This is a genomic window from Pseudomonas sp. MPB23 (assembly GCF_046605395.1).
Classification (GTDB): domain Bacteria; phylum Pseudomonadota; class Gammaproteobacteria; order Pseudomonadales; family Pseudomonadaceae; genus Aquipseudomonas.
Window position 1 is genome coordinate 5,622,783 of record NZ_CP176771.1, and the last position, 26,891, is coordinate 5,649,673.

Genomic DNA, 26,891 nt, shown 5'->3' on the forward strand with positions numbered 1-26,891 from the left:
AGCCAAAAACCGGACCGGTTTAGAAACAATCGCCGCTGAGTTTGTCCAACACCCGATCCGCCTGCCCTTCCGCTTCAGCCATGGTGCGATGCCACACCGCAACGCAGGGCAGCAGATCGGCTTGATGTTCCGCCTGGGCCAACCACTGCCAGCAATCATGCCAATCACCCAGCGCAACCTGGGCTTTTTTCAGGTGTGACAGGGACTTGGCGGGGAGCTTATCCAGCTCGGGATAGGCTTCGGCGGCATAACGCACGCGTTTGATCAACAAACGCAAACGGTGGCGGTCATGGCTGGGGTCCTGCAGTGCGTCATCGAGCTTGCGCCATTGCTTGCTCAGACGTTTCTCGATGCGGCGGCGCAGGCCCTTGAGCAGTTTCTGGTGTTGGGAAGCGCGGATAAAACGCGGGAATGCATCGAGGATTTGCAGCAGTTGCGCCAGCTCCTGGCTTTGTGCAACCCGACGATAGGCCTCGGGTTGCAGGCGCAGGCGGCGATCTGCGGCATCCTGATGGCCATGCTGATACAGATACGCCGCCAGGACTTCGCGGTCACGCAGCGGCGTGGTCAATTGACCGACCGCGCTGGCGGCCGATTCGAGCTGCTCCACTCCCGGCAGCCCGCGCAAGGGGCGCAACAAGCTGCGCAGGCGGCGCACGGTGGTGCGCAGATCGTGCAGGGCTTCATCGTCGGTAACGGCGGCGAGGCGAGCCTGGCAGCTCAGTAACCCTACTTCCAGTCCAATGACTTGAGCGACTAACTGATCGACCAAAGCTGACATCCCTTCCTCCCCAGACAATGAAAAACCCTGCGGTACTCAAGATCGCTGACGCCACCTCGTTGCGCTCGGCAACGGCTACGGGTCAACGACCGGCGCGCGACTCACGAATATAGAACCGGGCTTTCTCGGCTTTGTTGGAACAGCCTTCAAACGCCTCAAATTGCTGCTGGGTCTTGGCGCCAGTCAACAGGGACAATGCCTTGGAGTAGCTCACGGTACCGGCAAAACCTTCGGCTTTGGCCAGGTCCAACTCTTTCCAGGCAGCATCCAATTGCGTGCCGCAGCTGTCGCGGTACGCCGTTTTCCCGGCGCAACCGGCCAGGGCCAACAGGATCACAGGCACACACATCCAGGCTTTCATCGATGACACCTCAAAAATAAAGAAACACAGTCGTACGGTGTAGACGTTGCCTACAAGGAAAAGTGCCTTATCCGCAGCCTGAAATCAGAAGCGCTTATTGCCAGAGCATACCCGAGCCTAGTCGCTATTCTGGAAAAATATTGCACGTTTCACGAAGATTGAAGCGCCCCCCTCATTAGGTGCATTGTGAACGCCTGCTCAGTGAAGGACATCGACCATGAAGAAACGTGTTGCCTTGGTACTGGGCTCTGGCGGCGCCCGAGGCTACGCCCATATCGGAGTGATCGAGGAAATCGAACGGCGCGGCTATGACATCGCTTGTGTCGCCGGCTGCTCCATGGGCGCCGTAGTGGGCGGGATCTATGCCGCCGGCAAGCTGGACGAGTATCGCAACTGGATTGAAAGCCTCGACTACCTCGACGTGCTGCGTCTAGTGGACGTGAGTTTTCGCCTTGGCGCGATTCGCGGCGAGAAGGTGTTCGGGCAGATCCGCAAGATCGTCGGCGAAATCAATATCGAAGAGCTGCGCATTCCCTATACCGCCGTCGCCACCGACCTGACCAACCAGCAGGAAATCTGGTTCCAGGAGGGTTGTCTGCATCAGGCCATGCGCGCCTCGGCGGCGATCCCGAGCCTGTTCACCCCGGTGATGCAAGGCAATCGCATGCTGGTGGACGGTGGCCTGCTCAACCCGCTGCCTATCGTGCCGGTGGTGTCCAGCCATTGCGACTTGATCATCGCGGTCAATCTCAACGCCACCAACCAGAAGCACTACCAATTACCGGTGATCCAACGCCCGCCGGCATTCAAGAGCCGCTTCAACAGCCTGGCGAAGTCATTGGGGTCGCACCTGCCGTTTCGACGCAAGCAGGCCGAACAGTTAATAAAGCTGGAACAGGAAGCCCTGCAGGCCCAGGCCGCGGAGATCAACCCATGGCTGGAATCGGCGGAACCCGAATCCCAGCAACCCGCCGCCGCACCGGAAAAGCCCGGCGCGCCCAAGTCGGCCACCGGTTCGTTCATCATTGATAACGTCGGCCCGGCGTCACTGCTGGACCTGATCAACCAGAGCTTCGAGGTGATGCAGACGTCGCTGGCGCAGTACAAGATCGCCGGTTACCCGCCGGATATCCTGATCAACGTGCCGAAGCGGGTGTGCCGGTTTTTCGAGTTCTACAAGGCGCCGGAATTGATCGCCCTGGGGCGGGAAATCGCCAGTGACACGTTGGATCGGTATGAGAGTGAGCAACGCTGAAATGGGGCCCTGGCAACCCACGAAGATCCATCAGGCCTGAGCGTCCAGCAATCGATAGCCCACCCCCGCCTCGGTCACGATAAAACGCGGCTGGGTCGGGTCATCCGCCAGTTTCTGGCGCAAGTGGCCCACGACAATGCGCAGGTAATGGCTGTCTTCGGTGTGGGTCGGCCCCCAGATATCCTTGAGCAACTGCTGCTGAGTGATCACCCGCCCGGGATGGCGCGCCAGTTGTGCCAGCACCGCGTATTCCTTGCGGGTCAGCGCCACTTCAGTACCGTCCAGCAGTACGCGGCGATAAGCCAGGTCCACCGTCAACGGACCGAACCGCAAAGCCGCTTCCTGAGCCTCCCCCGCCGGCGCCTGACGCAGCAACGCGCGCACACGGGCCAGAAACTCCTGGATGCCGAACGGTTTGGTCACGTAGTCATTGGCACCGCCGTCGAGGGCCTCGACCTTTTGCAGTTCGCTGGCGCGTACCGACAGCACCAGCACCGGCACCGTCGACCACTCGCGAAATTCGCGCAGCACCTGCTGGCCGTCCATATCCGGCAGGCCGAGGTCGAGTACCAGCAAATCCGGCTTGCTCAGCGCCGCTTGGGCCAGGCCTTCGTTACCGGTGCTGGCTTCGATCACCTTGTAGCCCTGGGAGGCCAGGCTGATACGCAGGAATTTGCGGATCTGCGGTTCGTCATCAATGACTAAAATCGTCGCGGTCTGGCTCATGGGGCCCCATCAAAATCCATGTGACAACTCATTGTAGAAGCGAGGGCGGACGCGTGGTTCTGGCTCGCGAGAGATGCAAGGGCACCGCGTGTATTCAGAATGTCATCATTCTCGTTACAGAACTTCGCCAGCGCGCTCGCGCCTACATATCACGTTCCAAGCCAGGTTGCGTCGGTAATGGCAGGAACAAGGTGATGCAGGTACCGCGCCCTTCAATGCCATCGGCCACTTTAATATGCCCACCATGGGCTCCGACCATGCCCTGACAGATCGCCAGGCCAAGGCCCGTGCCCTGCCCGCCGCGATCGCCACGCGCGGCGGTATAGAACATATCGAAGATCTTCGCGCGCTCATCCTCGGGAATTCCCGGCCCCTCATCGGCCACGGCGAAAAACAGCTGGTTGCCCGATACGCCAGCGCTCAGTTGCAATCGGCCATGGGGCGGCGAGAAGCGCGCCGCGTTTTCCAGCACATTGACCAGCGCCTGTTCGATCAACGCCGCATGCACATACAGCAACGGTAGCTCAGGCGGCACATCGGTGCTCACCTGCAACGGCGCCAGCACTGCACGCAAACGACCGAGGGCGCTGCCGACGATATCGCCAGGCGACACCCAGTCCCGTGCCAACTTCAGCGCGCCGTGGCCCAGGCGCGTCATGTCCAACAGGTTCTGGATATAGCGGTCCAGGCGCTCGGCCTCATCGCGAGTGCCTTCGAGCAATTCGCGGCGGTCTTCCAGGGGAATGGCTTCGCCGAGCGCCAACAGGCTGTCGATGCTGCCACGCATGGACGTCAGCGGCGTGCGCAAATCATGGGACACCGAGGCCAGCAAGGCGCTGCGCAATTGCTCGGTTTCGCCGTGCAGGCGCGCCGACTCCAAATCCTGCGCCAACTGGGCGCGCGCCAGCGCCTGGGCCAGCGGTTGGCTCAACGCGGTCAGCAAGCGACGACGCTGGCCGCTCAGTTCCAGCCCCGGTTTTGCGCTGACGCCGAGCAGACCCAACGGCCCGTCTTCGCCCGACAGCGGCCACCACCACCAGCGCCCGAAGGGCAAGGTACCGGTGCCCTTGCCCGCCGGCTGGTCATGCTGCCAGGCCCAATCGGCGGCGGCGCGCTCGGCTTCGGTGAAGGTCAACGGGCCGCCGGTCTCGACTTTCCAACCGCCCTGACCGTCGCGATTGACCAGGCACAGATCCAGGTCGCTCCAGCCTTCCAAGTGATGCGCCGCCGCACTGATCACCGCCTGGCGATCGGTGGCGGCGGTGAGTTTGCGTGACAGGTCGAGCAGTTCGCTGGTTTCTTCCTGGGTATCGCGCAACGCCTGCAACTGTCGGCGTTGTCGTGCCGCGAGGTTGCCGGTCAGGGCCGCCATCAGCAGGAAAAACAGCAGGGTCAGCACGTCCTCTTCGCGCTGGATGGCGAAGGAAAAATTCGGCGGGATAAACAGGAAGTCGTAAGTCAGAAAAGACAACGCCGCGCACACCAGCGACGGACCCAGGCTGCTGCGCACCGCCACCAGCAACACGGCGGCGAGAAACACCAGGGAGATATTCGGCAGCGGCAACACGCTGGAAACGGCCCACGCCACGGCGGCGGCGACGATGGTTGCGACCACTGCCAGGGCGTAATCGAACCAGACCAACCCACGCACATCCGGCAGGCGCGGCGCGGCGGGGATGTCGTCGCTGTCGAGCACGCTGATTTCCAGGCCCCGCGCATGACGCAGCAAACGCATCGCCAAACCGCCGCCAAACAGGCGCCGCCGCCAGCGCATCCGCGACTGCCCCACCAACAGCAGACTGGCGCGGCGTTCGACGGCATGCTGGATCAATGTCTTGGCCACCTCCCCCGCACGCAGCAGCACCACTTCCCCGCCCAAGCGCTCGGCCAGTTGCTGGGCGTTTTGCAGACGCAGGCGCGATTGCTCGTCGACCGCGCGGCCGTTATCGATATGCACCAGGCTCCAGGGCAAATGCCGACGCTGGGCGACGCGACTGGCGTGGCGCACCAGGCGTTCGGCTTGCGCATCGCCATCCACGCCCACCAGCAGGCGACCGCGCACCGCCGGTGCGGCTTGACCGAGCTGGCGATAGCCTTGGGCCAAATCGTCGTCGACGTGGGCGGCGGCGGTTTGCATCGCCAGTTCACGCAAGGCCATCAGGTTGGTCTGGGTGAAGAACGCATCGATGGCCGCCCGGGCCTGTTCAGGCACGTAGACCTTGCCATCGCGCAGGCGCTCGAGCAGTTCGCGGGACGGCAGGTCGATCAGCAGGAGTTCGTCGGCTTCTTGCAGCACCCAGTCCGGAAGGGTTTCACGCACCTGCACACCGGTAATCCCGCGCACCTGGTCATTCAGACTTTCCAGATGCTGGACGTTGACCGTGGTGAACACATTGATGCCGGCGTCGAGCAGTTCCTGAATATCCTGCCAGCGCTTTTCATGACGGCTACCGGGGGCGTTGCTGTGGGCCAACTCGTCCACCAGCACCAGCTTGGGTTTGGCGGCGAGCAAACCGTCGAGGTCCATCTCTTCAAGCATCACGCCGCGGTATTCGCTGCGCAGCAGCGGTTGTTGCGGCAGGCCGCTGAGCAAGGCTTCCGTCTCGGCGCGGCCATGGGTTTCGACCACGCCGGCGATCACCTTCACGCCTTGGCGCAGTTGGGTGTGAGCGGCCTGGAGCATGGCATAGGTCTTGCCCACGCCCGGCGCGGCGCCGAGGAAGACTTTGAGCCGGCCACGGCCATTGCGGGGCAGATCGGCTAACAGGGCATCGGCGCGGCCGGAGTCGCTCATGCTTTACGGTTCCTTCAGGTGTTCAGGTATTAAGCCCACTGAAGCTCCAATGTGGGAGCGAGCAAGCCCGCTCCCACAAACGGTTACAGTTTTTCCAGGGCCATGTTCAGCGCCAGCACATTCACCACCGGCGGGCCCACCAGCGGGCTTTCGATATGTTCATCGAGCAACCGCTGCAAGGTCGACACCGGCACATTCCGCGCCGCAGCCACTCGCGCCAGTTGATAGGCAATTGCCTGGGGAGGCAAGTGGGGATCAAGGCCGCTGCCGGAGGTCGTCAGCGACGCCAAAGGCACCGGGCCCTGGCCAGGCACCTGCTGTTTATTGGCGTCATCAAACACGCGAGTGGCCAATGCCGGGTTGCTGGGGCTCAGGTTACTCGCGCTGCTGGAGACGGTCGCAAAGGCGCCGGCCGAAGGGCGCGGGTGGAACCAACTGTCACCGCTAAAGTCTTGGGCGATCAAGCTGGAGCCGCGCACCTTGCCACTGGCGTCGCGCACCAGGCTGCCATTGGCCTGCTCGGGGAAGGCGACTTGGGCGACACCGGTGACCACCAGTGGGTAGGCCACGCCGGTGATCAGGGTCATGAGCACCAGCAGGCTCAGGGCCGGACGGATCATAGTGGACATTTCAGACTCCTCGAATCAGTTGGATTTACACCAGGTGCAGCGCGGTCAGCAGCATGTCGATCGCCTTGATGCCCACGAACGGCACCAGAATCCCGCCCAGCCCGTAGATCAGCAGGTTGCGCCGCAGCAACGCCGCCGCACTTGCCGCCTGCACACGCACACCGCGCAGGGCCAGGGGGATCAGCACCACAATGATCAACGCGTTGAACACGATGGCCGACAGGATCGCGCTCTGCGGGCTTTGCAGGTGCATCACATTGAGCACGCCCAGTTGCGGATAGATCGAGGCGAACAAGGCCGGCAGGATCGCGAAATACTTGGCCACGTCGTTGGCGATGGAAAAGGTGGTCAGCGCGCCGCGCGTCACCAGCAATTCCTTGCCGATCTGCACCACGTCCAGCAGCTTGGTCGGGTCGCTGTCGAGGTCGACCATGTTGGCCGCTTCACGGGCGGCCTGTGTGCCGTCGTTCATCGCCATACCGACGTCCGCCTGGGCCAGCGCCGGCGCGTCGTTGGCGCCGTCGCCGCACATGGCCACCAGGCGACCGTCGTTCTGTTCGTGGCGGATGCGTGCGAGTTTTTTCTCCGGAGTGGCTTCGGCCAACACGTCATCCACGCCCGCTTCAGCGGCAATCGCGGCGGCAGTCAACGGGTTGTCGCCAGTGACCATCACGGTGCGGATGCCCAGCTTGCGCAGTTCGGCAAAACGCTCGCGAATACCGGGCTTGACCACGTCCTTCAGATGAATCGCACCGAGCAACTTGCCATCGGCGCACACCAGTAACGGCGTACCGCCGCTCTGGGCGATCTTGTCGACTTCCCGCGACAACGCCGCTGGCAATTCGCTGCGCGGCTGACCGATAAAGGCCATCAGCGAGTCCACGGCGCCTTTGCGCAGTACGCGGCCTTGATAGTCGACCCCGGACAAACGGGTTTCGGCACTGAATGGCACGACGGTCAATTCATCCAGAGAGGGCTCGGCCTGCGGGTGCAAGGCACGCAGGTATTCAACGATGGACTTGCCTTCTGCGGTGTCATCGGCCAAGGACGCCAGCAGCGCACCTTCGGCCAATTCCCTGCCGCTTACACCGGGGGCCGCGACCACTGCCGCACAGCGACGGTTACCAAACGTGATGGTGCCGGTCTTGTCCAGCAGCAGCACATGCACGTCACCCGCCGCTTCCACGGCGCGACCGGACTTGGCGATCACGTTGAGACGCACCAGGCGATCCATGCCGGCGATACCGATGGCCGACAACAAACCGCCGATGGTGGTAGGAATCAACGTCACCAGCAGTGCGACCAGGAACACCAATGGCAAGCTGCCATTGGTGAAGTGGGCAAACGGCTGCAAGGTCACGACCACCAGCAGGAAGATCAGGGTCAGGCCGATCAGCAGGATATCCAGCGCCACTTCGTTGGGGGTTTTCTGGCGTTTGGCGCCTTCCACCAGGGCGATCATGCGGTCCAGGGTGGACTCGCCAGGGTTGGCGGTGATGCGGATCAACAGCCAGTCCGACACCAGACGGGTGTTGCCGGTGACCGCCGAACGGTCGCCGCCGGACTCGCGGATCACTGGCGCGGATTCGCCGGTGATCGCCGCTTCGTTGACCGCCGCAATCCCTTCGATGACTTCGCCGTCACCCGGAATCATTTCCCCGGCGGCAACGCGCACCACATCACCTTTGCGCAGGCTGGTGGCCGGCACGACCTTGAAGCTGCCATCGGCGTCCTTGCGACGTGCACTCAGGCCTTCGCTGCCGGCCTTGAGGCTATCGGCGCGGGCCTTGCCACGCCCTTCGGCCAAGGCTTCGGCGAAGTTGGCGAACAGCACGGTGAACCACAACCACACGGCGATTTGCACGGCGACAAAGGTCGGCACGGCGGTGTCGGGGACAAAGCACAGCACGGTGGTAAGGATGGCGGTCAGTTCGACCACCAGCATCACCGGCGAGCGTTGCAGTTGGCGAGGGTCCAGCTTGACGAAAGCCTGGACCAGCGCCGGGCGCCACAGGGCAGAGATGGCGGTTTTGGCGGACTCCTGGGGTTTGACCGGGGCCGCGTTTTTTGCAGGCATATTCATTTTCATATCCCTTAATCAGAAGCCCATGCTCAGGTGTTCAGCGATGGGGCCCAGTGCCAGCGTCGGCAGGAAGGTCAGGCCGCCCACCAGCAAAATGGTCACGGTCAACAGGGTCACGAACAGCGGGCCATGGGTGGGGAAGCTGTTCTGGCCAATCGGTGCGGTCTTTTTCATCGCCAGGCTGCCGGCCAGGGCCAGTACCGGGAGGATGTAGCCGAAGCGGCCAATCAACATGCCCAGGCCCAACATCAGGTTGTGGAACGGGGTGTTGGCACTGAAACCGCCGAACGCCGAGCCGTTGTTGGCACCGGCAGAGGTGTACGCATACAGCAACTGACTGAACCCATGGGGCCCGGGGTTGCTGATGGCACCGGCCGGGCCAGGCAGGCTGGCAGCGATGGCACCGAGCACGAGCACACCGATCGGCATCACCATCAGCGTCACGACCAACAACTGCACTTCCTTGGCCTGGAGTTTCTTGCCCAGGTATTCCGGCGTGCGGCCAATCATCAGGCCGGCGAGGAACACCGCGATCAACACGTTGAGCAACATCCCGTACATACCGGCGCCGACGCCGCCGAAGATCACCTCGCCGACCATCATGTTGACCAGCGCCACCATCCCGCTGAGGGGGTTAAGGCTGTCGTGCATGCCATTGACCGAACCGTTGGACGCTGCAGTGGTGGTCACCGACCACAGCACAGTGCCGGTAGTGCCGAAGCGCGTTTCCTTGCCTTCCAGCGGTGCGGTCTGCTCCACGGCCGGGTTATTCAGCGTCGGGTTGGGCTGGTACTCAGCCCACAGCGAGGTCGCGCCGCCGATCAGGAACAGCGCCAGCATGCAGCCGAGGATGGCGCGGCTCTGACGCAGATCCTTCACGTAGTGACCAAAGGTAAATACCAGCGCCACCGGGATCAGGATGATCGAGACCAGCTCAAACAGGTTGGCCCAGGCTGTCGGGTTTTCAAACGGGTGCGCCGAGTTGACACCGAAGAAACCGCCGCCATTGGTGCCCAATTGCTTGATCGCAATCTGGCTGGCCGCCGGGCCGAGGGGGATCACCTGATCCGCGCCCTGCATCGTCACGGCATCCACGTAATGGGCGAAGGTTTGCGGCACGCCCTGCCACACCAGGAACAACGCCAGCACCAGGCACAACGGCAGCAGGCCATATAAGGTGGCGCGGGTCATGTCGGCCCAGAAGTTGCCCAGGGTCTTGGTGGATTTGCGACCGATCCCACGGCATAACGCGACCAGGACGGTCAACCCGGTGGCCGCGCTGACGAAGTTCTGCACGGTCAGGCCGGCCATCTGGCTGAGGTAGCTTAAGGAAGCCTCACCGCTGTAGGACTGCCAGTTGGTGTTGGTGATGAAACTGACTGCGGTATTGAAGGCCTGAGTCCATTCCAGGCCCGGCAACTTCTGCGGGTTCAGTGGGAAGTAGCCCTGGAACAACAGGATCGCGAACAACAACACAAAGCCCGCGAGGTTGAACGCGAGCAAGGCCAGCATGTATTTCTGCCAGCTCTGTTCCTCATGAGCGTCGACACCGGACAAGCGATAACAGGCTCTTTCGACAGGCCCCAACACCGGGGTCAGCCAGGTGCGCTGGCCCTCCATCACCTTGTAGTAGAAGCGCCCGAGGAACGGCGCCGGCACCAGCACCATCGCGAAGAAGGCGATGATCAGCCAATAGTCATAACTGTGCATAGCCTGCTCCTAGTTCCGATCCGCGCGTAACAGCGCAACCAGCAGATAAATGAACAGCGCCACGGCCAATAGCAGTGACACCCCGTCCAGAACGCTCATGGAAGTCTCTCCGTTTAGCGGCGAGTGCCGCGTGTGGGGCAATTGTCGGCAGGAGTGACGTAAAGGAACGAGAGCGAGGGGGTGGGTGGGGCGTAAAGATGGCGTAAAGAATGGGTTTATGCGGGGGTTACACGGGGGTTCCAGCGTCTGGGCTTGCTCCCGATAGCGCCGGCTCAGTCAGCACCGCACTTATCTGGTGCAATGACAGATAACTTCAAACGCCAAACCATCCCCCAGACGACAGATGCGCCGCTTTACGACAATGATTCTCAGGCTGGCATGGCCGCTGCAACACCTTGAATCATTCCAAACCGTTCAGGGAGCGCAACACGATGAACACACAACTCAAACCCACCTTGGGCACCCTGCATTTATGGGGCATCGCGGTCGGGCTGGTGATTTCCGGGGAGTATTTTGGCTGGAGCTATGGCTGGGGCGTGGCAGGCACATTGGGCTTTTTAGTCACCTCGCTGATGGTGGCGGCGATGTATACCTGCTTTATCTTCAGTTTCACCGAGCTCACTACCGCGATTCCTCACGCCGGCGGGCCGTTTGCCTACAGCCGTCGCGCCTTTGGGGAAAAAGGCGGCTTGATCGCCGGCCTGGCGACACTGATCGAATTTGTCTTCGCCCCGCCCGCGATTGCCTTGGCCATCGGTGCGTATCTGAACGTGCAGTTCCCCGCACTGGACCCGAAACACGCGGCCGTCGGCGCCTATATCGTCTTCATGGGCCTGAACATCCTCGGGGTGAAACTCGCTGCCACCTTCGAGCTGGTGGTGTGCGTGCTCGCCGTTGCTGAACTGCTGGTGTTTATGGGGGTGGTCGCTCCGGCCTTCAGCTTCAGCAATTTCGCACTGAATGGCTGGGCCGGTTCCGACACCTTCGGCGCCCCGGCGATTGCCGGCATTTTCGCGGCGATTCCGTTTGCCATCTGGTTCTTCCTGGCCATCGAAGGCGCGGCCATGGCGGCCGAGGAAGCGAAAGATCCGAAGCGCACCATTCCAAAGGCCTACATCAGCGGCATTCTGACCCTGGTGATCCTGGCCATGGGCGTGATGTTCTTCGCCGGCGGCGTAGGCGACTGGCGCACCCTGTCGAACATCAACGACCCACTGCCCCAAGCAATGAAAACCGTGGTGGGCGAAAGCTCCGGCTGGCTACACATGTTGGTGTGGATCGGTCTGTTCGGCCTGGTGGCGAGTTTCCACGGCATTATCCTTGGCTACTCACGCCAATTCTTCGCCCTGGCCCGCGCCGGCTACCTGCCGTCTTTCCTGGCCAAACTGTCACGCTTTCAGACACCCCACCAGGCAATCATCGCCGGTGGCGTGGTTGGCATCGCCGCTATCTACAGCGATGGCCTGATCAACCTGGGCGGCATGACGCTGACTGCGGCGATGATCACCATGGCGGTATTCGGCGCCATCGTGATGTACATCATGAGCATGCTCAGCCTGTTCAAACTGCGTAAGACCGAACCGCTGCTGGAACGCACTTTCCGCGCGCCGGGTTACCCAATCGTGCCGGGCATTGCGCTGGTGCTGGCGGTGGTGTGCCTGGTGGCCATGGCCTGGTTCAACGCACTGATCGGGCTGATCTTCCTGGGCTTCATGCTGGCGGGCTTCATCTACTTCCAACTGACCGCCCAGGACCGCGCCGATGCACCGGCGGATGCGATGTTGACCGGGCTGTAAGGTTAATGAGGCGGAACAGGCCTACACTGAACTACTAAGAAAGCCTGTTACTCAAAGCCGTTATTACCGTGGGAAAACTCTCCCACGGTAGTCCGCCTCAAGGAGAGCCTTATGCCGTGGTATGCGTGGTTGATTATGGTAGTCGCGATCGGGTCGATCGTCGGCGGGTTGATGATGCTGCGTGACAGCGCCAACAAGGTGGAACTCACCGACGAACAACGCAAGCGCGTGGCCGAGCGCAACGCCCAGGCGGACGCCAAGGATGCGCAGGATCGCTGAGCCTGAGGCAGCTCCACCGATGAGCTGCACAATGTTGTAAACACCCGCGTAAGCCCAGGCAAGCTTGGTTAATATGGCCTTATGTTTCGGAGGCTACTCTATGCGCTATTCACAAGGCCACAAAGCTCAAACCCACAAGCGCATTATCAAGGAGGCCTCCGTACGCTTTCGCCGCACCGGCATTGGCGCAACCGGCCTCCAGCATCTGATGAAAGCGCTGAACCTGACCCATGGCGAGTTTTATTCGCACTTCAAGTCCAAACACGAGTTGGTGGAAAAGGCCTTGCAAGCCGCCGCTGCAGAGCTGGATGCACATTGCGAATGCTGTTCAGCCAGTAGCGGCCGTTGAAGGCGTTCATCGACAGCTATCTGTCTGAATGGAACCAGACCTCGCCGGATCAAGGCTGCCTTATGACGACGATATCATCGGAGATGGGGTTGAGGGGGCATAACAGCAGCATCACGGATGAAGTCCTCAATGCTCGACTCAAGCAGGTTGAAACGGCGCTTGGTAACCCGAATGCCGGGGAGCAGAGCCTGGTGCTGATGTCGACGCTGGTGGGGCGCTGGTATTGGCAAGGAGTGTGGAGAGTACCGAGCTGGCGACGCGGATTATCGAGGTAGTGCGGGGGAGCTTGAAGGCAGAAGTCGTGGACTAGAAGAAAGCCGGTCAATGACCGGCCTCCTCGCTAGTTTTCAGATCCTCAATTCACCTCGAGTCGGTCGCGGTTCTTTTCCAGCAGTGCCTTGCCGATGCCCTTTACTTCCAGCAACTCATCTATCGCCGTGAATGGCCCGTTGGTTTCTCGGTAGGCGATGATGGCCTTGGCTTTGGCCGCGCCGATACCGAAGAGGTCGCGCTGCAAGGTTTCAGCGCCGGCGGTGTTGAGGTTCAGCCTAGGGGCAGATATGGCCGCCAACGAACTCGACGAGTGCTTCGCCGAGCTATCTGGCGCGGCATTGGCCACCGGCACCAACCCCAGAAAAGCAGACACTACGACAGCAGATATAAGTCCTTTAAGCATGGGTAAAACTCCTTGGGCGTTTCAAATTGAGAGCAGCTGTATGCAGCTGCCTTTGAAAGCTAGTCAATAGTGCCCAGTATTCAATGTCCACTACGTTACCGCTTGTGTAAGCGTTTCCCCTTATGAATTTCCAATTAAAGCCTAAAACAGGTAGAATCAAGGACTTAATCGGCAGCCATGCTTCAATACCTGTACCTATTGCCAATTTTGTGAACAACGAGCCCAGTTGCCTTTTCGCTCCCAAGGGGGTGAGCAAACGGAAGGTCTTCGATGGCCGATCATCACGAGTAACATTCGCTATCAGGAAAGACGACAAATCCTGGCGCGGTAGATTGATTAAAACTTACTTAACGTGCCATTAGCCAACGGCATGTAGTATGCGCGTTGAATGTCGTGTGACGTTCAGAACAAGACTAGAGGAGATGTCAACGCACATGGGTAGCAAAAACAGGGAACAGGTGAGTGTAACACCTGATATTCAAATGGAAGAGTTTACCCTTTGTGATATTTGGGTTCTGCTGTGGCGCAAAAAACTGCTGATTGTGTTTTTAGCTGTGCTGGGGACGCTGGCAGCCCTACCGCACTGCCTCTTGAGTCCGCCCGTTTACAGCGGCTCCATGGTCATTACGCCAGCGTCCATTGCAACGATGGGTGGCGTAGTTCGTGAGATCAACGAGCATTCCACACGTCAGAGTAATAACGTCTTTGATCAGGCTTCAGAGTTATCTGAAAGCGTTATGGGTATCCTCAAGCGAAATCTGATGTCGCGGTCCGAACGTCAACAGCTTCAGCCTGTCCAGGCAATTGAAGACGGATCCATCAATCTCTCCGTGATCGAAGACAGGCAACGCTGCGCCAAAGTGAGCCAATCCTTTGCTCGCTCCGGATGCAATAACATTGTGGTTACCGCGACAGGCCCGTCCCCGGGCAGCCTGAGAGCACGATTGGATTCATTTGTGCGGGTCTCTGCAGACCAAAGCGTCCAGGAAGCCAATGAGTTTCTGGAAAGCCTGGGAATCACGACTCGCTTCACAACTGCGAATATCTATCGGGTCGAAAGTCCTGCAACGGTTTTAGGAACCCCCTTCAGCCCGAATAAACCACGCGCCCTGATAATTGGCGCAACCTTGGGAGCCATGCTCGGAGTATTGGTGGCAATAGGCCTTGGCTACAGAGCAAAACGAAAAGCAATCGTCAACCTTGAGCGCGATGCGTGACGCATGTCCATTGCTACACTGCCCAACCACAAAACGTTTACAGAAGAACCCGGCAAAAGCCTGGCACATCCCAAAAATATAAGAGACCATCTCTGAGCGCCTTCCCGGATAACACCCCGCCGCTGCCGGATATGAAAAATAAAATGTGCCATCAACCGTGAAAACCAATCTGCTCAAAACGTTGCTTAGCTACGACGTTCGCCACTCTGCCATCAATCTATTCTGGAGACTGTTCTCTGGGCCATTGCTTCTATTGCTAGTACCTATTTATCTATCCGCAGAAGTTCAGGGTTATTGGTACACGTTCATAAGCTTGGCCGTACTGGCAGTTTTCGCGGACATGGGGTTCTCGTCCATCCTGCTGTTATTTTCATCTTATGAGTTCGCGCATCTCAAATTTAACCCGGACAAAACCTTAGCAGGTAGCCCGGAGCATTTGATCCGCCTGGCCACTCTCGGTAAATTCGCGATGAAGTGGTCGAGCACCATGGCAATTGTGGTTTTTCCCGTGGTGCTGGTAGCAGGTCATTTCTTTCTCGGCAGTAAAGGCTCAAATATAAATTGGCAACTACCCTGGCTGATCTATGGCGCCGCCTCGATACTGGTTTTCCTGAACAGCATGCTGCTGTCATTTATCGAAGGCTGTGACAGTGTCGGTGATGTACAAAAGATCCGCTTTTACATCAGCCTCACGACGGTCGTCGTCACGGCGCTGTTACTGGTCCGTGGAGTGGGTCTCTATGCATTGTCTATCGCGTTATTAGCGGGCGCGCTGGCTGGGGTACTCCTGATCAGCTTTCGCTATCAAAAAATGTTTAGGCAACTGTATGAAATAGGAAAAAACAACAGCCATTCATGGGCACCCGAAATCATGCCATTAATGTGGCGTTTTTCAGTTAGTTGGATAAGCAGTTACTTTACTTTGTCTATTTTTACTCCGCTGGCGTTCCACTTCTACGGAACGGTAGAAGCAGGACAAGTCGGCCTATCCATGGCTATATGCGGCGCAATATTCAGTATCGCAAATATCTGGATTTCGATTAATACGCCCAAAATGAACATGTACGTTGCGCAGCAGGATTACAAAACTCTGAATAGCACTTTCAAGCGCGCGGTCTTGCTCTCTACATTGACCTATATGCTGGGTCTGATCAGCCTGTTTGTCGGCATCGAACTGCTTCAAGATTATCTCCCAGTTGCCAAGCGCCTAGTATCACAGGCAGCCCTTGTGTTGGTAGCACTCGGCTGGCTAATGCAGTTATGGGTTACCTCAATGGCCGGCTACATGCGGGCCCATAAGCAGGAGCCACTGGTTACTGCATCCGTAGTGCAAGGTTTATGTGTAGCAGCGACGACCTTGGCCATAGCGATCTACCTTCCATTTGACTACTTATTTCTAGGTTTTTTCAGCGCATCTTTCTTAGTAATTCCCTGGGTGTTCTGGATTTTTAGAACCTTCAAGAGATCGTACATATGACATCACCCTGCACACTCTCTACGCACAGGGTTGTAGCCAATTTTTAGCTCAAACCAATCCCAAATACACGCTCCGGGTCATGAGTAAAACGAAATGTCATACTTCCTGAAAAAACTCAAACAGCACCACCTGTTCATCGTACCTATAGTGATAGGTCGTTTTTTATTGGTATGGCGAGCACTTATTCACCTGAAAACCCTTCCAGGGTCTCAGCGTCGCGCCTACATTGGTCGTGCACCAAAGGTCTTCGGCATGGAGCATATCACGCTAGGTAATAACTTCAGGGTTGGGGATGGACTTTGGCTACACGCCGTCTCTCAGTACAATACCTTCAGCTACAATCCGCACATCGAGATTGGCGGGAATTTTTCCGCCAGCGACCATCTGCATATCGCTTGCTGCAATCAAATTACCATCGGCAGCAACGTCTTGATGGGTAGCAAGATTCATATTACAGACCATTCCCACGGCATATACACAGGGGAAGGTCAATCCAGCCCCTACGAAGCACCTTTTGATCGAAAGCTTGGCAGCAGCGGCCCCGTAACCATTGGCGACAACGTATGGATCGGGGACAATGTCGTGGTACTCCCCAACACCTCTATCGGCAGCGGCTCAATCATCGGTGCCAATAGTGTTGTTGCCAAAAATATTCCCAGCAACGTCATCGCCGTAGGCAACCCTGCCAGGGTCGTGAAAATATGGAACGACAAAGAGAGCAGATGGTTAAGTGTATAAGCGTGACAAGACACGGATGGCCCCACACATCAAAGGTATGGCATGACGCGTAAAATTGCAGTAGGTATTGTTGTCTATCACGCTGGCTTGGAATTATTGCGCAGGCTTGAATTGACTTCAGCAGACGGGTTTGAAGTCTATATATTTGACAATTCGCCTGATATCGCCAACGTACGGGAGTTTGCCGAATACCATCCGCGCATCCACTATTTCACTTGTGGGAAAAACTTGGGACTTGGCGTAGGAATTTCGACGGTATGCGCCAATGCGCATCTGCAAGGGCACTCCGCACTTTTATTTTTTGATCAAGACACGGGTTACAACAGCGAAACGTTGTCCTATATAGAAAGCAGCTATATAAACAACACCGACGCCTATGAAAACTTCAGCGCAATTGCCTTCAAAGCTGGTGGGCAAGCGTTACTGCAGGACGTACCACTGCTGATTAACAGCGGCAGCCTTTATTTCCTAGATAAACTCAAGACCCTGAATTGGCTTGATTGCGACTACTTCGTCGACAGTGTGGATTACAAACTCTGCCTGGACTCCTTGAATAAAGGCTATCGAATCGGCTCCTGTGGCAGCACCCCCGGCTTTGATCATGTCACCGAACAAGCAGACAGTCGCTACCGGATTGCAGGTCGCACTTATTCGATGCGGGCATATTCGTGGTCTAGAATAAAAGACACCCTATCATCCAACGTAAAACTCATTTTCTCCGCGATCAAAAGCGCTCAGTTCGGCTTCGCACTTAAAATCACAAGATTACTGATTATCTATTGTGCCTCTCAGGTTCTTGTCAGGATCATCAATACATTAGGAATATTCAAACGTGGCTGATGAACAAACTATGACCGGCGAGCGATCGGCCATTTTTACCGTATGTAACCTAGCTTACCTGTCCAAGGCACTGGTACTGGCCGAGTCGTTGGTCAAATTCAATCAACCGAAACTGAAGATCTATATCTTCGATCGAAAGGTAGAGATAGATCTTCCGACCGACCTGGCGGAGTTTCATTGGGTTGAAGAAATCGGGCTGGCCGATGTTCGACACTACGCGTTCAAATACGACATCGTAGAGTTCAGTACCAGCCTCAAGCCCTGGATTACCTTGACGCTGCTCGAGCAACACGACAAAGTTGTTTTCCTGGACCCCGATACCTGCATATTCAATAGTCTCGATGGCCTGTGGAACGAACTCGATACCCACGACATTATTCTAACGCCCCATTACGTCACCCCGCATGTTGACGGCGACATCGGGATGCTACGCTTCGGCTCCTTCAACTTGGGCTTTTACGCGGTTGCAAATACATCGGAAGCCACTCGTTTTCTCCAATGGTGGAACGAGCGCTGCCTGGATCACTGCTATTTTGAAACTCAATTCGGACTGTCCACCGACCAAAAGTGGGTAAGTATCGCCCCTTGCTTCTTCCCAACCCTGCACGTTTCGTTCAATCTCGGTTACAACGTGGCCTTTTGGAACAGCCATGAGCGGACGCTCTCGCCTGATGGGCAAGGTGGATACATCGTAAACGGGACATTCCCACTGATTTTCTTCCACTTTAGTTCTTTTGATGAGAAAAACCCGGAACTTCTGAGCAAACGCACATTTGCAGGTCGAGAGGAAAAACGACAGGATCTGCTGGAAGTCAGCACCTATTACAAGGAGCGCCTCTCACACTTCTCGTCATTCCCTTCCAGCGCTGCTTATGCGTTTGACTATATGAGTGACGGGAAGTATATCTCCCCCACCCTGAGAAGGGCATACGCTAGCGTGCTTGACGAGTTGCCAGCGGGCCATGACCCGTTCGACGCGAATGGCCCCGTCTACACGTTTGCCGGAAAGAACTACCTGTTTGAAACGAATGGCCCTTACAAGCCTGCTGGTTTTGGAGATGCGCAGTCCCACTCAGGGAAGCTCCAGATCATCAACTCATTATTAAAAGGGGTCCTTTATGTCATGGGACCAAACCGATTCATGAACATATCGAGGCTATTCGTCTACCTGTCCAGTTTCAGGCTCAATAGAAAGCTCTGGAAACTTTAATATGAGTTTTTACTTGCTCGGCTATCTGGCCATTCTTTATATCGCTATCGTGCGTTTCTTTGCATTGCGCCAAGACCTGCCGCTGACGCTGTTCCTGTATGCCTTCATTGGCATACTCGGCGGCATCAGGTTCGAGACCGGCATGGATTGGCCTCAATATGCAGATTATTTTGAATCGATTTCGGTCGAGCAAGGACCTCTTGTTTCCTACGCTGAGAACAGCTACAAACTAGCTTTCGAGTTCGGCTACTTCCTACTGAATTACACGATCAAATACTTGGGCGGCGGGTTGGAGAGCGTCTTCCTAGTAGCCTCTGTTTTTTGCGCGTTAAGCACTTATCTGATTGCGAGCATTTTTCCGGGGAACAGGGTTTTCATCTTCGTCATCTATGTTTCTTACAACTTCATCTACATGCATTTTTCAACAGTACGCCAGTCCATTGCCGTGGGACTATTTTTCCTTGGGATATGGGCATACCTGAAGCTTTCAAACAAGAAGCTGACAGCCCTGTTCTTAGCACTGAGCACCTGCTTTCAGATTTCCGCACTAATTTATATATTCATATTCGCAATCTCCCTCCTCACCCGCAATACGTTCAGGTATATCACCTTATGGGCGGTTGGGGCCGCAGGTGTATTTGCCGCGATGCACTTGGGTTCAAACCTTTACCAGTTACTTTCGCTGATGCTTCCATCTTCATTTTCTGCGAAGCTGATGGAGTACTCGGTATGGGATTATGAATTTAGCATCAGGACTTATTTATTCGGATTCTATATTGCCTGCTGTGCACTCAGCCTGGCTTGGCTGGAACGTATAGAAAAAAAACAGGCCGGCTACTTGTCACACACTCGCCAAGAAAAGCTTACACTGAACCTCGCGGTGACGTCCCTCATGCTGTCGGCCACGTTTATATTGTTGTTCCCTAACAATTTTGCGCTATGGACCCGGACGTTCAACGTCGCTTCGGTATTATTTTCGTGTGTACTTTCGGGTTTTTACTACTCAACCGCTAAGAACTACAAACCCCTGTTCCTCGCACACCTGCTAGTTGCTGCGGTAGCATTCACCGTATCGTTGAACGGTGCGGCAGAAGCGATGATCCCTTATAAAACCATTTTTTGACAAACCAGATAGCTGGCCTGTCAGTATAGTCGGGTGATCAGACTTCACGGTGCCGTTGAATGTGCATCCAGTCGACAATGTCGCCTTCCGGGCTGTAGCCACTGACGGTGTCTTTCAACAGTTGCCTGATGAGTACGCAATCACCCTCTTCGACAGCGCTCAACAGCCCTTGCAACTTACCCTTGAGCACCTCCCACGCCAGGAACTCCTCGCTAGCCTGCATAATCATCGGATGTCTGGTAGCGGCAACATTGTCGCCAATCAACAGCTCTTCATACAGCTTTTCACCGGGACGCAGCCCACTGAAATTGATGAGAATATCCCCGTGAGGATTTTTTTCAGAGCGGATACTCAAGCCAGACAGATGAATCATTTTTTCAGCAAGCTCTACTATTTTCACAGGCTCGCCCATATCGAGCACGAAGACATCTCCCCCCTGGCCCATTGAACCCGCCTGGATTACCAGTTGCGCCGCCTCAGGTATCGTCATGAAATAGCGCGTAATTTTCGGATGGGTCACCGTCAGGGGCCCCCCTGCCTGGATCTGCTTATGGAACAATGGAATCACCGAACCCGATGAGCCCAATACATTGCCAAAGCGAACCATGGTAAAGCGGGTTTTGTTAACACGTGAGATGTTCGATGCATCCCCGAACAGGGTTGGCGCCAACTCTCTGCTCAATGCTTGCAACACAAGCTCCGCCAGGCGCTTGGTACTGCCCATGACGTTTGTCGGCCGCACCGCCTTGTCAGTTGAAATCAGCACAAAATTCTCAACACCGGCCTGCAATGCGGCCTGCGCGGTATTAAGAGTACCGATCACATTATTGAGAATACCCTCCGCAATATTGTGTTCCACCATGGGCACATGTTTGTAAGCCGCCGCGTGATAGACGGTATCGACCGACCAGGTGTTCATGACATCCAGCAGTTTGTCCTGATGCCGTACCGAGCCAAGAATCGGTAGCAACTTCACGCTGAGCGCCTCTGATTGAACACGCTGCTCAAGTTCAGACAGAATGCAGTAGAGGTTGTATTCACTGTGGTCAAACAGCAACAGACTCGTCGGCTCCAGCGAAAGAATCTGACGGCAAAGCTCCGAGCCGATAGAACCACCCGCCCCGGAAACCAACACCACGCGATTCTTAATGCATCGCTCCAACAACTCAGGCTGCGCTGGCACTGAGTCACGGCCCAGCAGGTCAGCGATATCCACTTCCTGGATGTCATCGACTTTAACCCGGCCGCTGGCTAAGTCCATGAACCCGGGAACACTGCGCACGTGCAACGGATACCCTTCCAGGTAACCCAGAATCTCTCTGCGGCGAGCACGCGTGGAGGAAGGGATTGCCAGCAGCAGTTCCTCGGCCCCGGTCTCGTTGATCATCTGCTGGATGCGCTTGGGCTTGTATACCTGCAAGCCCGAAATGATGCGGTCCGAGATACCGCTGTCATCATCGACAAAAGCCACAGGACGCATTACACGGCCCAGGCGCAGGGCCGCGACCAATTGATTGCCCGCAGCCCCGGCACCATAAATAGCGACCTTGGTCAGACCGTCATTTCGACTGGTGAAAGGCACGTGCTGTGCCGCGGTAAACCAGTCCCCCTGAAAATACTGACGCATTGCCAGGCGTAGGCCACCGATGATGACCATGCTCAGCCACCAGTAGTTGAAAACGATCGAACGCGGCACCACCGTCTGGTGGTTGCTGTAGAGGTAAACCACCAGGGCCAGCAGCAACGCTGACAGGCTGACAGCCTTGATAATGGCGATCAGCGCGTCGTTGCCAAAATAACGCATCACCGCACGGTACATGCCAAAGTGAACAAAAAGCGGAATGGCGATAACTGGCGCACTGAGAAACAGCCACAGATGGACGACGAAAGGATTGTTGAGATCGTCAAATCCTAGACGAACGACAAACGCCAGCCACAGCGCTGCCCATACGAGCACGATGTCGACGATCACTTGCAAGAAACGTTTTTGCCTGCGCGGCAAGCCCACCAATCGGGCACGTAGACTATCCATAAACCCTTTTATACCTCAGTCCCTAGTGCTACCAACAAAAATGGCAGCTGCGTGAGTGTGTAGCAAGCTCTTCAGGCCCGGTGTTCGATCGGTTATCCCGTTTTCTCCAACTCACCCGCGTGAAACTTAACGGCTAGAAGCACCAGTGGAACATACGCCATGACCAGACCCAGAGCACCGTCGAGACCCCGGCCAACACAGACGGCGACAGGCAGTAGCCAAAACACATTGATGGCAGCCACCCCGAGCGTGACAGGCAAATGGCGTCCCATCTTGCGCGATGCGTACTGATAGGCATGGCTGCGGTGCGCTTCGTAGACTTTGTCTCCGCGCATCAGGCGTCGCCCCAGGGTGAAAGTCGCATCAACGATGAACACGCCCAGTAAGATCAGCCATACCCAAAGCATTTGAGGGGCTACCCAGGCAGCCTGCAGAGACAGTACGCCTATCACAATACCAAGAAAGCCACTGCCCGCGTCGCCCATGAAAATACGTGCAGGAGGAAAATTCCAATATAAAAAGCCGATGACGGCAACAACCAAGAGCATCGGAGTGAGCATGAGGTTTTCATGCCCAGTCAGCCAATAAACCAGGCACGCCCCTAAGCAGGCGCAAACGGCCTCGACGCTGGCAATCCCGTCGATACCGTCCATGAAGTTGTACAGGTTGAGCATCCAGACCAGATACAAGGCGGCCAACACATGACCGAGCCACCCCAGCTCAAGCTCAATCCCTGCAAGGCTTATCGTAGGCAGGCCGCCCATCCACGACAACGCCCAGATCGCGCCACCAAAATGGGCCAGCAAACGCCAGCGTGCAGCAATATGACCGTGGTCATCGAGAAACCCAACTACGGCTATCAGCACCCCTGCCCCCAATAGCGGCCACGTAACACTCCAACTTACCCAACCCGCAAACGCTACAAAAACCAACGCTGCCAGATACGTCAGCACGATCGCGACACCGCCACCTCGTGGTGTCGGCACCGAGTGCGAACTGCGACTGTTGGGAATGTCCATCAAACTGCGTGACAACGCGTAGCGACGCAGAACCCAAGTCGATAGAAGCGACGCTACAAGCACTGCGGCAAACACTAACCAGATGGGCATGTAAGAGAGATTTCCTGAAACAGATGCGGGCAAGAATGGGCTAAGCACTTTTCGGAGGCCGATATTAATAGGCATTGCAAAAGGCCCTCGCCCCCCGTCGGGCTGTGCACTTTATGAATGGTAATGACGAGCAATGTTTTTCCCGTCATTTATCGCTCCGCCTCAAGGTGGCTTTTCTAAAAAGCACCTCCAAACGGTCGAATAACGTTGTTTTGGAGAAATGCTCAAGGTAATAGCGCCTGCCCAGCAGCCCCATGCGCTCGAGCTCGGACGCGGGTAAAGCCCCCATGCTGCGCACAATATTCGCCAGCCCTTGGGCATCTCCTGAACCACACACCATACCCGCGCCCGAATCTGCCACGACCTTGGCCGCTTCACCATCGATCATGGCAATAATGGGTTTGCTCGAGGCAAGATAGGCTTGGACTTTGCCCGGAATGGTCTTCTCAAAGACCTCATTCGTTTTCAACGACACCAGTAGTGCGTCTGCGACAGCAAAGAGCGCTGGCATTTTTTCGAGAGGATGCCTTCCGAGCAACAGGACATTGTCCATTCGATGTTCCGCCACATGCCTGGCAAGCCATTGACCCGCGCGGCCATCCCCTACGATCACCCAGCGTACAGGCAGGTCTGCCCTGACGGCTTTGACCGCCTCCATGATCACCGGAAAATCTTGTGCATCCCCGATATTGCCGGCGAACAGTAGAGTAAAGACCGAATCGTCGCGCTGCAAAAGATCAGAGACAACCGGCGCTGTTCCGGAAAAATCATCCTCAGCCCAGCTCGGAAAGTACACGAGCCGGTCCTCAGGAATCGCACGCGTACAGTACTGCTTGACGTTCTCATCGAAAGAGCGCGATTGCAGCAACAGGTAATCGGCGCGGTTATAGATCCACGACACCACTTTGCCAACCCATCCAAGCAGCCTCGGACTTTTGACAACCCCGACCGCCCTGAGGCTTTCCGGCCACAGATCCAGGATCCAGATAAACACCGGGGCCTTTTTCAGACGCCCAAGTACTATTCCGGGAATTGCCCCCATGATCGGCGATACGCCAAACACAAAAATAGAATCGAACGGCTGACCACGCAGTTTGTAGCTACCGATGGTCGACGCACTGGTAAAGAAGGAAAGGTAATTCAGAGCCAGGGTGATGCTTCGCTTGCCCCTGGCGAACATCGGAACCCGAACTATACGGGCTCCGTGATAACTGGAAAACTGCGCGGGATCACGCCGATAGTCCGCGTAAACCTGACCTTCCGGGTAGTTGGGCTGGCCGGTAAGCACCGTTACTTCGTGACCTTTTGCAACAAAGCCTTCAACCATGTTGTTGATACGCATGTTTTCAGGCCAGAAATACTGGGTTACCACCAGAATCTTGAGTGGCCTTTCCTGCGAGAACCTATCCAATCAATACTGCTTCCATACAGTGCGCATGACGTAGTCGCGGTAGCTATGAATAATCCGCACAACCTTTTCTGCAACATTTGGCATGCTGTAGTCCGCCACGAGTCGCAATGTCCGCTCCTCTCCTGCCGCCTGGCTTTCCAAAAGCTGCAAACCTTGCATTGCACGCTCGACCTCCAGGCCAACCATCATCACCGCCGCTTCCTCCATTCCTTCCGGACGCTCATGAGCCTCACGCAGGTTGAGTGCCGGAAAATTCAGGATCGACGACTCTTCATTAATGGTGCCGCTGTCCGACAATACTACCTTGGAAGTCAGCTGAAGCTTGTTGTAATCCTTGAAGCCAAGCGGCTTGAGCAACTGCACATTTTTATGAAAGGTAACGCCCATGGCGTCTACGCGTTTTTGCGTACGTGGATGGGTTGTCACAATCACCGGCAAGTCATAATGAGCAGCAACGGTGTTCAGCACCTCGACCAGCTTGAGAAAATTTTTGTCGGAGTCGATGTTCTCTTCGCGGTGTGCGCTCACCACAAAAAATGCACCTGCCTTCAAGCCAAGACGGTCCAGCACATCTGAAGCCTCGATACCGTCACGGTAGTAATTGAGCACTTCAAACATGGGGCTACCGGTCTTGATCACCATATCCGGCGGCAGACCTTCACGCAGCAAGTAGTCGCGTGCGATGCTGCTATAGGTCAAATTGATGTCGGCGGTGTGATCGACAATACGACGATTGATCTCTTCAGGCACGCGCATATCGAAACAGCGATTACCGGCTTCCATATGAAAAGTTGGGATTTTCCGCCGCTTGGCTGGAATCACCGCCATGCAACTATTGGTGTCACCAAGGACCAGAAGCGCCTCTGGTTTTTCCTCCTCCAGAACACGGTCCACAGCAATGATCACGTTACCAATAGTCTGTGCACCACTGGTACCAGCTGCATTGAGAAAGTGATCCGGTTTACGAATACCGAGATCTTGGAAAAAAATCTCGTTCAGTTCGTAATCATAGTTCTGCCCGGTATGCACGAGAATGTGCTCACAGTGTTCATCCAACTTGGCCATCACCCGTGATAATCGAATGATCTCCGGGCGTGTACCCACAACCGTGACAACTTTCAGTTTTTTCATCTCACACTCTTCCAGAATCATTGGTCTCGGCCCGGCCCCACAGACCCGGCCTCAGGCTTGAGTACCAACCGGCATCGAAAAAGTATCCGGCCGCTCACGATCAAAAATCTCGTTGGCCCAGAGCATGACGATCATCTCTTCTTCACCGACATTGGTAACGTCGTGAGTCCAACCAGGTACCGTCTCCACCACGCGCGTCTGTTCACCCTCGGTGAATAGCTCATAGAACTCGCCAGATACGATATGGCGAAAACGGAAGCACGCCTTGCCTTTGATAACCAGGAACTTCTCGGTCTTACTGTGATGATAGTGACCACCACGCGTCACACCAGGGTGCGCGGTAAAGTAGGAAAACTGCCCGCTGTCTTTGGTCTTCAGCATTTCGACGAAAACACCACGCGGATCGGCAAACTTTGCAACGTCATAGGTGAACTGTTCAACAGGCAGATAGCTGACATAAGTGGAGTAAAGTGCACGTACCAGCCCCGTACCTACAGCCTCACTGACCAGCGTGTCACGGCTGTCGCGGAACGTGTACAACTGATCGGCCAACGCCCCCACCGTGATGCTGTATACCGGAGACACCTCCACAACAGTGGCTGAGTCCGCCTCCATGACACGAATGAAACAATCGATCACGTCATCGATATATACCAGGTCGATCCTGGCATCTCGGTCATTGATCTGGATCGGCAAGCCACGGGTGATGTTGTGGCAGAACGTCGCAACTGCCGAGTTATAATCTGGCCGCGCCCATTTGCCAAACACATTTGGCAAGCGCAAGATGCAAACCCTAGAGCCATGGTTTGCCTGTAAATCCTGTAAAACCTGCTCTGCGGCCAACTTGCTGACACCGTAGGAGTTATCACGGTCAGCTTGGATCGATGAGGTGTAAAGCACCGGTACAGGTTTGCCGCTCGCCTTGATTGCCTCACAGAGCGCACGGGTCAAATCGGTGTTACCGACCTTGAACTCATCCGATGATTGCGGCCGATTGACCCCGGCTAGATGAAAGACAAAGTCGACGCCAGAGAGTAACGAGGGCAACTGAGCGACGCTGTTATCCCTGGTAAAAGCAACAACTTCGACATCCTTTCGCTCACTCAAGTGCACGATCAGGTTCTTGCCGACGAAACCGTTGGCCCCTGTGATCAATACCTTCAT

Annotated in this window: 23 protein-coding genes and 1 pseudogene; 10 read left to right on the plus strand and 14 right to left on the minus strand. The window is 56.4% G+C overall.

The window, feature by feature from the left end; genetic code table 11:
• Positions 1–19: 19 nt before the first annotated feature.
• Both ACLH0J_RS25465 and ACLH0J_RS25470 read right to left on the minus strand, forming a co-directional pair.
• Complete coding sequence (locus ACLH0J_RS25465) at positions 20–781, minus strand: CHAD domain-containing protein (RefSeq protein WP_277783885.1); 762 nt, start codon at positions 779–781, stop codon at positions 20–22.
• An 82-nt stretch (positions 782–863) separates the two neighbouring features.
• Complete coding sequence (locus ACLH0J_RS25470) at positions 864–1,142, minus strand: hypothetical protein (protein WP_010566537.1); 279 nt, start codon at positions 1,140–1,142, stop codon at positions 864–866.
• A 217-nt stretch (positions 1,143–1,359) separates the two neighbouring features.
• Between ACLH0J_RS25470 and ACLH0J_RS25475 the strand changes: the two genes are divergently transcribed.
• Positions 1,360–2,397: a patatin-like phospholipase family protein gene (locus tag ACLH0J_RS25475; RefSeq protein WP_010566536.1), complete on the plus strand. Its 1,038-nt coding sequence runs from the start codon at positions 1,360–1,362 to the stop codon at positions 2,395–2,397.
• A gap of 30 nt (positions 2,398–2,427) precedes the next feature.
• Here the strand turns inward: ACLH0J_RS25475 and ACLH0J_RS25480 are convergent, their stop codons facing one another.
• From ACLH0J_RS25480 to kdpF, 6 genes are all read right to left on the minus strand, one after another.
• The gene (locus ACLH0J_RS25480; RefSeq protein WP_411389577.1) at positions 2,428–3,123 is read right to left on the minus strand and encodes a response regulator; all 696 of its coding nucleotides are present in this window, start codon (positions 3,121–3,123) and stop codon (positions 2,428–2,430) included.
• Positions 3,124–3,265: 142 nt separating this feature from the next.
• Positions 3,266–5,917 (minus strand): sensor histidine kinase, encoded by a 2,652-nt coding sequence (locus tag ACLH0J_RS25485; RefSeq protein ID WP_277783887.1) that lies wholly within the window; start codon positions 5,915–5,917, stop codon positions 3,266–3,268.
• Positions 5,918–6,000: 83 nt separating this feature from the next.
• Positions 6,001–6,546 (minus strand): potassium-transporting ATPase subunit KdpC, encoded by a 546-nt coding sequence (gene kdpC / locus ACLH0J_RS25490; RefSeq protein WP_277783888.1) that lies wholly within the window; start codon positions 6,544–6,546, stop codon positions 6,001–6,003.
• Between the two features lie 25 nt (positions 6,547–6,571).
• Positions 6,572–8,629: a potassium-transporting ATPase subunit KdpB gene (gene kdpB / locus ACLH0J_RS25495; RefSeq protein ID WP_411389578.1), complete on the minus strand. Its 2,058-nt coding sequence runs from the start codon at positions 8,627–8,629 to the stop codon at positions 6,572–6,574.
• Between the two features lie 15 nt (positions 8,630–8,644).
• The gene (gene kdpA / locus ACLH0J_RS25500; RefSeq protein WP_277783890.1) at positions 8,645–10,339 is read right to left on the minus strand and encodes a potassium-transporting ATPase subunit KdpA; all 1,695 of its coding nucleotides are present in this window, start codon (positions 10,337–10,339) and stop codon (positions 8,645–8,647) included.
• A 9-nt stretch (positions 10,340–10,348) separates the two neighbouring features.
• Positions 10,349–10,438: a K(+)-transporting ATPase subunit F gene (kdpF, locus tag ACLH0J_RS25505; protein ID WP_003218754.1), complete on the minus strand. Its 90-nt coding sequence runs from the start codon at positions 10,436–10,438 to the stop codon at positions 10,349–10,351.
• 332 nt (positions 10,439–10,770) lie between these two features.
• On the opposite strand from kdpF, the gene eat reads away from it, so the two are divergent.
• From eat to ACLH0J_RS25520, 3 genes and pseudogenes are all read left to right on the plus strand, one after another.
• Positions 10,771–12,135 carry an ethanolamine permease gene (gene eat / locus ACLH0J_RS25510; protein WP_411389579.1) on the plus strand — a complete coding sequence of 455 codons (1,365 nt, stop codon included), beginning with the start codon at positions 10,771–10,773 and terminating at the stop codon, positions 12,133–12,135.
• A 111-nt stretch (positions 12,136–12,246) separates the two neighbouring features.
• A complete protein-coding gene (locus ACLH0J_RS25515; RefSeq protein ID WP_003172675.1) occupies positions 12,247–12,414 on the plus strand; it encodes a DUF2897 family protein in 168 nt (55 codons plus the stop codon).
• Between the two features lie 100 nt (positions 12,415–12,514).
• Positions 12,515–13,073 (plus strand): annotated as a pseudogene (locus ACLH0J_RS25520) (TetR/AcrR family transcriptional regulator).
• Positions 13,074–13,118: 45 nt separating this feature from the next.
• On the opposite strand, the gene ACLH0J_RS25525 reads toward ACLH0J_RS25520, so the two are convergent.
• Positions 13,119–13,439: a helix-hairpin-helix domain-containing protein gene (locus tag ACLH0J_RS25525; RefSeq protein ID WP_411389580.1), complete on the minus strand. Its 321-nt coding sequence runs from the start codon at positions 13,437–13,439 to the stop codon at positions 13,119–13,121.
• A gap of 434 nt (positions 13,440–13,873) precedes the next feature.
• Here ACLH0J_RS25525 and ACLH0J_RS25530 point away from each other — a divergent pair, with 434 nt between their 5' ends.
• The 6 genes from ACLH0J_RS25530 (at position 13,874) to ACLH0J_RS25555 (ending at position 20,044) form a co-directional block, all read left to right on the plus strand.
• Positions 13,874–14,656 (plus strand): Wzz/FepE/Etk N-terminal domain-containing protein, encoded by a 783-nt coding sequence (locus ACLH0J_RS25530; RefSeq protein WP_411389581.1) that lies wholly within the window; start codon positions 13,874–13,876, stop codon positions 14,654–14,656.
• A gap of 157 nt (positions 14,657–14,813) precedes the next feature.
• A complete protein-coding gene (locus tag ACLH0J_RS25535) occupies positions 14,814–16,133 on the plus strand; it encodes a hypothetical protein (RefSeq protein ID WP_411389582.1) in 1,320 nt (439 codons plus the stop codon).
• 93 nt (positions 16,134–16,226) lie between these two features.
• Entirely contained in the window at positions 16,227–16,871 is a 645-nt protein-coding gene (locus tag ACLH0J_RS25540) for a DapH/DapD/GlmU-related protein (RefSeq protein ID WP_411389583.1), read from the plus strand.
• A 42-nt stretch (positions 16,872–16,913) separates the two neighbouring features.
• Positions 16,914–17,711, plus strand: coding sequence for a glycosyltransferase (locus tag ACLH0J_RS25545; RefSeq protein WP_411389584.1), 798 nt, complete (start codon positions 16,914–16,916; stop codon positions 17,709–17,711).
• A complete protein-coding gene (locus ACLH0J_RS25550) occupies positions 17,704–18,921 on the plus strand; it encodes a glycosyltransferase (RefSeq protein WP_411389585.1) in 1,218 nt (405 codons plus the stop codon). Before ACLH0J_RS25545 ends, ACLH0J_RS25550 begins: the two co-directional genes overlap by 8 nt.
• 1 nt (position 18,922) lies before the next feature.
• Positions 18,923–20,044 carry an EpsG family protein gene (locus ACLH0J_RS25555; protein ID WP_411389586.1) on the plus strand — a complete coding sequence of 374 codons (1,122 nt, stop codon included), beginning with the start codon at positions 18,923–18,925 and terminating at the stop codon, positions 20,042–20,044.
• A 37-nt stretch (positions 20,045–20,081) separates the two neighbouring features.
• On the opposite strand, the gene ACLH0J_RS25560 is transcribed toward ACLH0J_RS25555, so the two are convergent.
• The 5 genes from ACLH0J_RS25560 to wbjC all read right to left on the minus strand — a co-directional run bounded on the left by ACLH0J_RS25560 (position 20,082) and on the right by wbjC (position 26,891).
• A complete protein-coding gene (locus ACLH0J_RS25560; RefSeq protein ID WP_411389587.1) occupies positions 20,082–22,076 on the minus strand; it encodes a polysaccharide biosynthesis protein in 1,995 nt (664 codons plus the stop codon).
• A 92-nt stretch (positions 22,077–22,168) separates the two neighbouring features.
• Positions 22,169–23,185, minus strand: a complete 1,017-nt coding sequence (locus ACLH0J_RS25565) for an MraY family glycosyltransferase (RefSeq protein WP_411389588.1) — start codon at positions 23,183–23,185, stop codon at positions 22,169–22,171.
• Between the two features lie 145 nt (positions 23,186–23,330).
• Positions 23,331–24,527: a glycosyltransferase family 4 protein gene (locus tag ACLH0J_RS25570; protein WP_411389589.1), complete on the minus strand. Its 1,197-nt coding sequence runs from the start codon at positions 24,525–24,527 to the stop codon at positions 23,331–23,333.
• A gap of 69 nt (positions 24,528–24,596) precedes the next feature.
• Complete coding sequence (gene wecB, locus ACLH0J_RS25575; RefSeq protein WP_411389590.1) at positions 24,597–25,727, minus strand: non-hydrolyzing UDP-N-acetylglucosamine 2-epimerase; 1,131 nt, start codon at positions 25,725–25,727, stop codon at positions 24,597–24,599.
• 51 nt (positions 25,728–25,778) lie between these two features.
• Positions 25,779–26,891, minus strand: coding sequence for a UDP-2-acetamido-2,6-beta-L-arabino-hexul-4-ose reductase (gene wbjC, locus ACLH0J_RS25580; RefSeq protein ID WP_411389591.1), 1,113 nt, complete (start codon positions 26,889–26,891; stop codon positions 25,779–25,781).

Bases quoted from the DNA above. Each gene is read 5' to 3' on its own strand.
- ACLH0J_RS25465 (WP_277783885.1), bottom strand. From the start codon at position 781: ATGTCAGCTTTGGTCGATCAGTTAGTCGCTCAAGTCATTGGACTGGAA.
- ACLH0J_RS25470 (WP_010566537.1), bottom strand. From the start codon at position 1,142: ATGAAAGCCTGGATGTGTGTGCCTGTGATCCTGTTGGCCCTGGCCGGT.
- ACLH0J_RS25475 (WP_010566536.1), top strand. From the start codon at position 1,360: ATGAAGAAACGTGTTGCCTTGGTACTGGGCTCTGGCGGCGCCCGAGGC.
- ACLH0J_RS25480 (WP_411389577.1), bottom strand. From the start codon at position 3,123: ATGAGCCAGACCGCGACGATTTTAGTCATTGATGACGAACCGCAGATC.
- ACLH0J_RS25485 (WP_277783887.1), bottom strand. From the start codon at position 5,917: ATGAGCGACTCCGGCCGCGCCGATGCCCTGTTAGCCGATCTGCCCCGC.
- kdpC (WP_277783888.1), bottom strand. From the start codon at position 6,546: ATGTCCACTATGATCCGTCCGGCCCTGAGCCTGCTGGTGCTCATGACC.
- kdpB (WP_411389578.1), bottom strand. From the start codon at position 8,629: ATGAATATGCCTGCAAAAAACGCGGCCCCGGTCAAACCCCAGGAGTCC.
- kdpA (WP_277783890.1), bottom strand. From the start codon at position 10,339: ATGCACAGTTATGACTATTGGCTGATCATCGCCTTCTTCGCGATGGTG.
- kdpF (WP_003218754.1), bottom strand. From the start codon at position 10,438: ATGAGCGTTCTGGACGGGGTGTCACTGCTATTGGCCGTGGCGCTGTTC.
- eat (WP_411389579.1), top strand. From the start codon at position 10,771: ATGAACACACAACTCAAACCCACCTTGGGCACCCTGCATTTATGGGGC.
- ACLH0J_RS25515 (WP_003172675.1), top strand. From the start codon at position 12,247: ATGCCGTGGTATGCGTGGTTGATTATGGTAGTCGCGATCGGGTCGATC.
- ACLH0J_RS25525 (WP_411389580.1), bottom strand. From the start codon at position 13,439: ATGCTTAAAGGACTTATATCTGCTGTCGTAGTGTCTGCTTTTCTGGGG.
- ACLH0J_RS25530 (WP_411389581.1), top strand. From the start codon at position 13,874: ATGGGTAGCAAAAACAGGGAACAGGTGAGTGTAACACCTGATATTCAA.
- ACLH0J_RS25540 (WP_411389583.1), top strand. From the start codon at position 16,227: ATGTCATACTTCCTGAAAAAACTCAAACAGCACCACCTGTTCATCGTA.
- ACLH0J_RS25545 (WP_411389584.1), top strand. From the start codon at position 16,914: ATGACGCGTAAAATTGCAGTAGGTATTGTTGTCTATCACGCTGGCTTG.
- ACLH0J_RS25555 (WP_411389586.1), top strand. From the start codon at position 18,923: ATGAGTTTTTACTTGCTCGGCTATCTGGCCATTCTTTATATCGCTATC.
- ACLH0J_RS25560 (WP_411389587.1), bottom strand. From the start codon at position 22,076: ATGGATAGTCTACGTGCCCGATTGGTGGGCTTGCCGCGCAGGCAAAAA.
- ACLH0J_RS25565 (WP_411389588.1), bottom strand. From the start codon at position 23,185: ATGCCCATCTGGTTAGTGTTTGCCGCAGTGCTTGTAGCGTCGCTTCTA.
- ACLH0J_RS25570 (WP_411389589.1), bottom strand. From the start codon at position 24,527: ATGCGTATCAACAACATGGTTGAAGGCTTTGTTGCAAAAGGTCACGAA.
- wecB (WP_411389590.1), bottom strand. From the start codon at position 25,727: ATGAAAAAACTGAAAGTTGTCACGGTTGTGGGTACACGCCCGGAGATC.
- wbjC (WP_411389591.1), bottom strand. From the start codon at position 26,891: ATGAAGGTATTGATCACAGGGGCCAACGGTTTCGTCGGCAAGAACCTG.